Origin of the sequence: Candidatus Kaelpia aquatica, from assembly GCA_030765335.1 — a bacterium.
Lineage (GTDB): Bacteria > Omnitrophota > Gorgyraeia > Kaelpiales > Kaelpiaceae > Kaelpia > Kaelpia aquatica.
Genome location: JAVCCU010000040.1, coordinates 1 through 6,676 on the forward strand (window position 1 = coordinate 1; position 6,676 = coordinate 6,676).

General features: G+C 35.5%; 5 protein-coding genes. 4 read left to right on the plus strand and 1 reads right to left on the minus strand.

Annotation, left to right across the window (positions count from 1 at the left end; translation table 11 throughout):
* The 3 genes from carB to P9X27_06630 all read left to right on the plus strand — a co-directional run.
* Nucleotides 1-644: carbamoyl phosphate synthase large subunit (gene carB / locus P9X27_06620; GenBank protein MDP8254049.1), on the plus strand; the 644-nt coding region annotated here is incomplete at its 5' end.
* 57 nt (nt 645-701) lie between these two features.
* Nucleotides 702-2,087 carry an amidophosphoribosyltransferase gene (purF, locus tag P9X27_06625; protein MDP8254050.1) on the plus strand — a complete coding sequence of 462 codons (1,386 nt, stop codon included), beginning with the start codon at nt 702-704 and terminating at the stop codon, nt 2,085-2,087.
* Complete coding sequence (locus P9X27_06630) at nt 2,080-3,678, plus strand: CTP synthase (protein MDP8254051.1); 1,599 nt, start codon at nt 2,080-2,082, stop codon at nt 3,676-3,678. Before purF ends, P9X27_06630 begins: the two co-directional genes overlap by 8 nt.
* A 1,071-nt stretch (nt 3,679-4,749) precedes the next feature.
* On the opposite strand, the gene P9X27_06635 is transcribed toward P9X27_06630, so the two are convergent.
* Nucleotides 4,750-5,109 (minus strand): hypothetical protein, encoded by a 360-nt coding sequence (locus P9X27_06635; protein MDP8254052.1) that lies wholly within the window; start codon nt 5,107-5,109, stop codon nt 4,750-4,752.
* A 444-nt stretch (nt 5,110-5,553) separates the two neighbouring features.
* Between P9X27_06635 and P9X27_06640 the strand changes: the two genes are divergently transcribed.
* Nucleotides 5,554-6,676 (plus strand): HEAT repeat domain-containing protein (locus P9X27_06640; protein ID MDP8254053.1); only part of this gene is annotated, 1,123 nt, incomplete at its 3' end.

The following is a 6,676-nucleotide window of genomic DNA, read 5'->3' on the forward strand; positions in this document are numbered from 1 at the left end:
CAAAAGTTATGGCTGGTAAGAGTCTGTCCGAGCTTGGATTAATTGTAGAGAGGATGCCAAGTTATTTTTCTGTTAAAGAGTCTGTATTGCCTTTTTCAAGGTTTTCTGGAGTGGATATCATATTGGGCCCTGAGATGAAATCTACAGGAGAGGTCATGGGTATAGACAGATCTTTTGGTGTAGCATTTTATAAATCTCAAATGGCTGCCGGGACTACTTTGCCTAGCAAAGGGGCTGTGTTTATAAGTGTTAAGGACGACGATAAAAGAGACATTGTTTTTATTGCTAAAAAACTTTTTGATATGGGTTTTAAAATTTTAGCTACAAAAGGTACTTTAAAAGTTTTAATTTCTAACAGTATAGATGCGGGGATTGTGAATAAGATAAGCGAGAGTAGTAATCAGATTTTAGATCTAATCAAAGAAGGGAAGATAGACTTAATAATCAATACACCCTCTGGTGGTAGAAGTCAGTCTGACATGAAACCGATAAGAAGTTTCGCGGTATTACAAGGTATACCCTGCATTACTACAATCCATGGAGCTCAAGCGGCAGTCAATGGAATAGAGTCTCTAATTAAAGGAGATTTTACAGTTAATTCTATACAAGATTATATGGGTATTCTAGATAAAGAGAAGAGATAAGGTAAAACAGATTACCAGAGTTAATAAAGGCTCTAGAAAGGAATATAGGTTGACTTAATGTGTGGAATATTTGGAACGATAGGGCATAAGGATGCAGCAAGACTTACTTATCTTGGGCTCTACGCTTTGCAGCATAGAGGAGAAGAGAGTGCTGGTATTATTAGTTATGACGGTAAGAGATTGAGAAGTCATACTGGCATGGGAGTTGTGCGCGATCTATTTACTGAGAAGATAATACGTTCTTTACGTGGAGATATAGCCTTGGGTCATGTTCGTTATTCTACTACTGGTTCTAGTGTCAGAACTAATATCCAGCCTTTCTTAGTAAAACATAAAAAAGGTCATATTGCTATAGCTCACAATGGTAATCTTACTAATATTTTAGAATTGCGAGAACGATTAGAAGAGAGGGGTTCTATTTTTCAGACGACTATGGATTCTGAGGTGATAGTGCATCTTATTGTTCAATCTGCTCATAATGAAATTAAAGATAGAGTAACAAGTGCATTAGCTAAATTAGATGGAGCCTATTCGTTAGTTTTAATGATAGACGATATTTTAATAGGGGCTAGAGATCCCCATGGATTTCGACCATTATGTTTAGGTAAGATTGATGGAGCGTATACTCTCTCCAGCGAGACGTCTGCTTTTGACCTTATCCAAGCAGAATATATTAGAGATATTGAACCTGGAGAGATAGTATTGATAAAGGATAACAAAGTAGAATCAATCAAGCCCTTTCCTAAAGTCAAAAATTCATTATGTATATTTGAATATATATATTTCTCAAGACCAGATAGTAATATATTTGGGGGAAATGTTTATCTTACGCGGAAACGTTTAGGTGAACAATTAGCAAAAGAGTGTCCTGCTAAGTGTGATTTAGTTATTCCAATTCCTGATTCAGGTAGTTATGCTGCGGTAGGGTTTGCTAAGAAATCTAAATCTCCGCTAGAAATAGGTATGATACGCAACCATTATGTAGGCAGGACCTTTATCCAGCCAACTCAGTCTATACGAGATTTTAAAGTAAAGGTTAAGCTCAACCCTATAAAAGAAGTTCTAAAAGGTAAGACTATTGCTGTTATCGAAGATTCTATTGTTCGGGGCACAACAAGTAAAGCTAGGATTAAGACTTTACGGGAAGCGGGGGCAAAGGAGATTCACATGAGGGTTAGTTGTCCTCCATTAAAATACCCTTGTTTTTATGGAATAGATTTTCCTACAAAGAGAGAATTGATTGCTGCTAAATATCCTATTAATAAGATAAGAGATTTTATAGGCTTAGATAGCTTGAAATACTTAAGTATCGAAGGCATGCTTAAATCGATGCTATTACCTAAAGACAAGTTTTGTACTGCTTGCTTTGATGGAAAATACCCTACTAAGATACCTAAGAAGATATCTAAAAATGTGTTAGAAAGGAGGAGGTTAAATGTCTAAGTATATCTTTATAACCGGTGGTGTTGTTTCAAGTCTTGGTAAAGGTATTGCTGCGGCATCTATAGCTAAGTTGCTCGAAGAGAGAGGTTTAACAGTAACGCTTATTAAATGCGATCCTTATCTTAATGTAGATCCTGGAACTATGAATCCTTTTCAGCATGGTGAGGTATATGTTACTGAAGATGGAGCAGAAACCGATCTTGATCTAGGGCATTATGAGCGTTTCACAAATGCTAAATTGACGAAATATAACAATATTACTGCTGGTAAGATCTATGAATCTGTAATATCGAAGGAGAGGAGGGGAGATTATTTAGGTAAGACTGTTCAGATAATACCCCATATAACTGATGAAATAAAGAATGGGATAAAGAAGGTAGCCTACGATCAGAGGGTTGATGTTGTTATAGTAGAGATAGGCGGTACTGTTGGAGATATCGAGAGTTTGCCATTTCTTGAAGCCATTAGACAACTAATGCTTGAAGTCGGGGCGGGCTATGCTATCAGTATACACGTAACTCTCGTTCCTTATTTAAAGGCTGCTGGTGAGATTAAGACTAAGCCTACGCAGCATAGCGTGGGTAGATTGAGAGAGATAGGAATAATCCCCAATATTATTTTATGTAGGAGCGAGAGAAAGATTAGTAAAGAAGCAAAAGATAAAATAGCTCTTTTTTGCAATGTGAATAAAGAGGCTGTTATCCCGGCGATAGATGTAAAGAGCATATATGAGTTGCCTTTAATTCTTGAAGAGGAAGGATTAGATAAATTAATTGTCCGGGATCTCAATTTAAAATGTGAAGATAAGAAGCTTTCTAGATGGGGAAAAGATGTTGTTGAAAGAATAAAGTCCCCCTCTAAACAAGTCTCTATAGCGGTGGTTGGAAAGTATATCACTCTTCAAGATGCTTATAAGTCTATATATGAGGCTTTGATTCATGGGTCTATAGCAAATGATGCAAAGTTGAATATAAAGAGAATAGACTCCGAAGATTTAGAAAAAAGTGGGGTTGAAAAAAAACTCAGTGGTGTAAGCGGTATTCTTATTCCAGGAGGTTTTGGACATAGAGGAATAGAAGGGAAGATTAAAGCAGCCCAGTTTGCAAGGGAGAACAATATTCCATTCTTTGGTATCTGTTTAGGAATGCAGATAGCAGTGATAGAGTTTGCTAGAAATGTCTCAGGGCTTAAAGATTCTAATTCTACAGAGTTTGACAAAGAGACTAAATATCCGGTCATCAGTCTTTTGGAAGAGCAGGAAAAAATAGAGAGTAAGGGCGCTACGATGCGTTTAGGTGCTTATGAATGCAGACTTAAGCAAAATACATTAGCTTATTCTATATACAAACAGAGTAAGATGCTGGAGAGACATAGGCATAGATATGAGTTTAATAATAATTATCGTGAGAGGTTAGGCGCAGGAGGTATGGTATTCTCTGGGCTTAATCCAGATAAAGATTTAGTTGAGATGATAGAGATTAAAGAGCATCCTTGGTTTATTGCCTGTCAGTTTCATCCAGAATTTAAATCTAAACCTGACAAGGCCCATCCTCTGTTCAGAGAATTTATAGCTGCAGCTCTTAAGAAGTAAAGATAGCAATTTGATTCATCTGTTATTAAGGCAAATGAAGATTTGAAAAGCATCCTTAACACACCGTCATTTCTTTATAAAATCTCCGAAGCATATGGATAGGGTATCAGGCACAGATTGTGAGAAATAACCATCTTTATATAATAACAGGAAATGTTCTCGACGGTTCAAGAGAAAAGGCATTTAAAAGGTATGATCGGTATGAAAACATTCTTTTAAGCATGGTCAAATCATTTGATTTTGATTAACATGTGAGATAGTTTATTGTAAATGTAAGAAAATCATAGTCAAGCAAGCTCCTATTTGCGTAAGAATTTACTCATTCTTAGCTAGATGTCCAGCCTTATGGGGTGAACATCTTGTAACTGTTTAAAAGTAAAAGAGTTATGAAAATTAACACTCTGAAATACCGGACAAAATTGGACAAATTAGCCTGTTAAATACAAGTTCGAGCCTCTTCCGGGGCGGCGATAATACCATTAAAACTATATCTCTGATTAGCACGTTGTTCCTATATTTTCGGTTGTATAGTACCTTTTTGTATGTATAATACTCAGAGATAGTGTTATGCCTAATGTTTGTACGGGGAGCCATCTATTTTGCTCGGAAATGTTGAACAGAGAATTTAACAGTCCCGAACAATAGTTGTCATTCGGGACTGTTTTTTATCTCGCCAAGAGTTAAAGACTTAGAGCATTATAGCAGAAGTTAACTCAACCGATAAAACCTCTCTGTTTACAAATGTGAATAAAGCTCTCTTAAAAACATGCAAAATATCTGTTTTTATACCTCTCGTTATCTCTAAATTCCACCATTATCAAAAGATGGTATTTAACAGTGTTTTTGCTATTTATTGATTATTTTGCCCCATAAATATCTTTACATGCCTGCCTGTTAAATTGATTTTTGAAGAAATTGGTAGCGTAGCTTCTATATCTCTGATTAACATGCTATTCCTATATTTTAGGTCTATTTGGCATTAATGCGTAATAAAATAGTATAAAGACGCCAACTGTTTTATTAATGCAGAAAATAGTAGGATTGATTAATGCAGTAAGAGTTGTGTCAGTATTATCCGTCGAACAATTCTTTAGCTTCTTGAAGTATTCGTCGTGCCTCACTGGGTTCAATTAGTTGATTATCCATAATTATTCCTGCTTCTGCTCGTGAAGAATCCATATCATTATCAGTGAGATATGCTATTACACTTGATATCCCAAGCATATGTAGTTCATATTTTGCTGCAATTCTGGCACCAACTATAATTGTACGTGCTGTAATTGTACTCATATTTCTGCTCTCAGCAAAATATTTAGATGCTGAATTAAGATATAAATTTCCTTTAAGGTAGCTTTGAAGTGTAAGTTTTTCATCTCTCGTCAAAGAGCCTCCAAAATTATTAGAGGTTAGGATATCGTAGTTTCGAATCACATCTTCACAGAAAATTATTCCCCATGCCACCTGTATGTCAGTAAAATTAGAGTCTGCTTTAATTCTTCGGGCAAAACATGGATTGGATAATAATAAAATGGAACAAAAAACAAATAATATAATGAAACTAAATTTTCTATTCATATATGTTTTCATTTGTACTCCTTTTTTATATTTATCCCATATAATTTCATTGTTGTCAAATAGTTGGTTAACTATTGAATAAATGTTGAGTATTTCAAAATACGCAGGTGCTATCTTCAGTATTATTGGTTAAAAAGTTGCGCAACTTATCCAAGGCTGAGAATAAATAGCTATAGCATAATAATTTACAATAAATAGTCTTTTCACGCAGTAGGGGTAATTTTATCTCCAATTGGTACAATATAAATATCTTTAGTAAGTTTGTAAAATACTGTTTTTTATGGTATAAATCAGATATATATGGAAAACCTAAATATAATTAACCGTCGATACGCCATTCTTTTAATAACAACATTTGTTTTTATTGCAATGTTTTCACCGATAGCTAGTTCTGAAGAAGAGAGGGGATGTACTTTTGGGGCATTACCACCTTCTAATTATTTTACTGGCTTTGACTCTAGTATTAATAACCCTTTAGTTTTAGAGGGCATTTCTTTTGGGTCTATTGACCTAGATAACCTAGGGTTTATAATAACCAACATTTCTGATATTTTTGATGCAGCTGTTCTAATAGATACGATTATTGATGAGTCTGACTACAATATACGAAATGAAACAATAAATCGTATAGAAAATATAGGTGATGAAAATGATTTAGAGGTAGCTAAAAATGTGAATCTTTTGTTTTATGGCGAAGATTTTTACGAAAGAGAGGAAGCTCTTAATAGATTGATAGATTTAGGGGATTATCATGTGGTAGAACCTTTGATGAGAACATTGAGCGAGGGTTGCTTGGTTTTTCGCATTCATGCAGCCAAAGCATTGGGAGATATAGGCGATCTTCGTGCAGTAGATCCTTTAATAGAAGCTTTAAGCGATGAAGATCATCAGGTCAGAGAAGGGGCAGCCAAAGCATTGGGAGATATAGGAGAACCTGCCGTAGATTCTTTAATAGAAGCTTTAAGTGATGAGAATTCTATGAGTTCTATGGTTATATGTATGTTGTCTAAAGCATTGTCTTACATAGGAGAACCTGCCGTAGATCCTTTAATAGAAGCTTTAAGCGATGAAGATCATCAGGTCAGGGAAGGGGCAGCGCAGGTATTAGGAAAAATATTAGAGGGAAGAAATTTAATCGGTGGGAGAGAAGTAGTTGAGGTATTGGAGAATACATTAGTAGGTATAAGCGATCTTTGCATCATAGATCTTTTTATAGAAAACTTAGATTCTCGGGTTGAAAGAGGATTAATTGAAGCATTGTCTTACATAGGAGAACCTGCCGTAGATCCTTTAATAGAAGCTTTAAGCGATGAAGATCATCAGGTCAGGGAAGGGGCAGCCAAAGCATTGGGAGATATAGGCGATCTTCGTGCAGTAGATCCTTTAATAGAAGCTTTAAGCGATGAAGATCATCAGGTCAGAG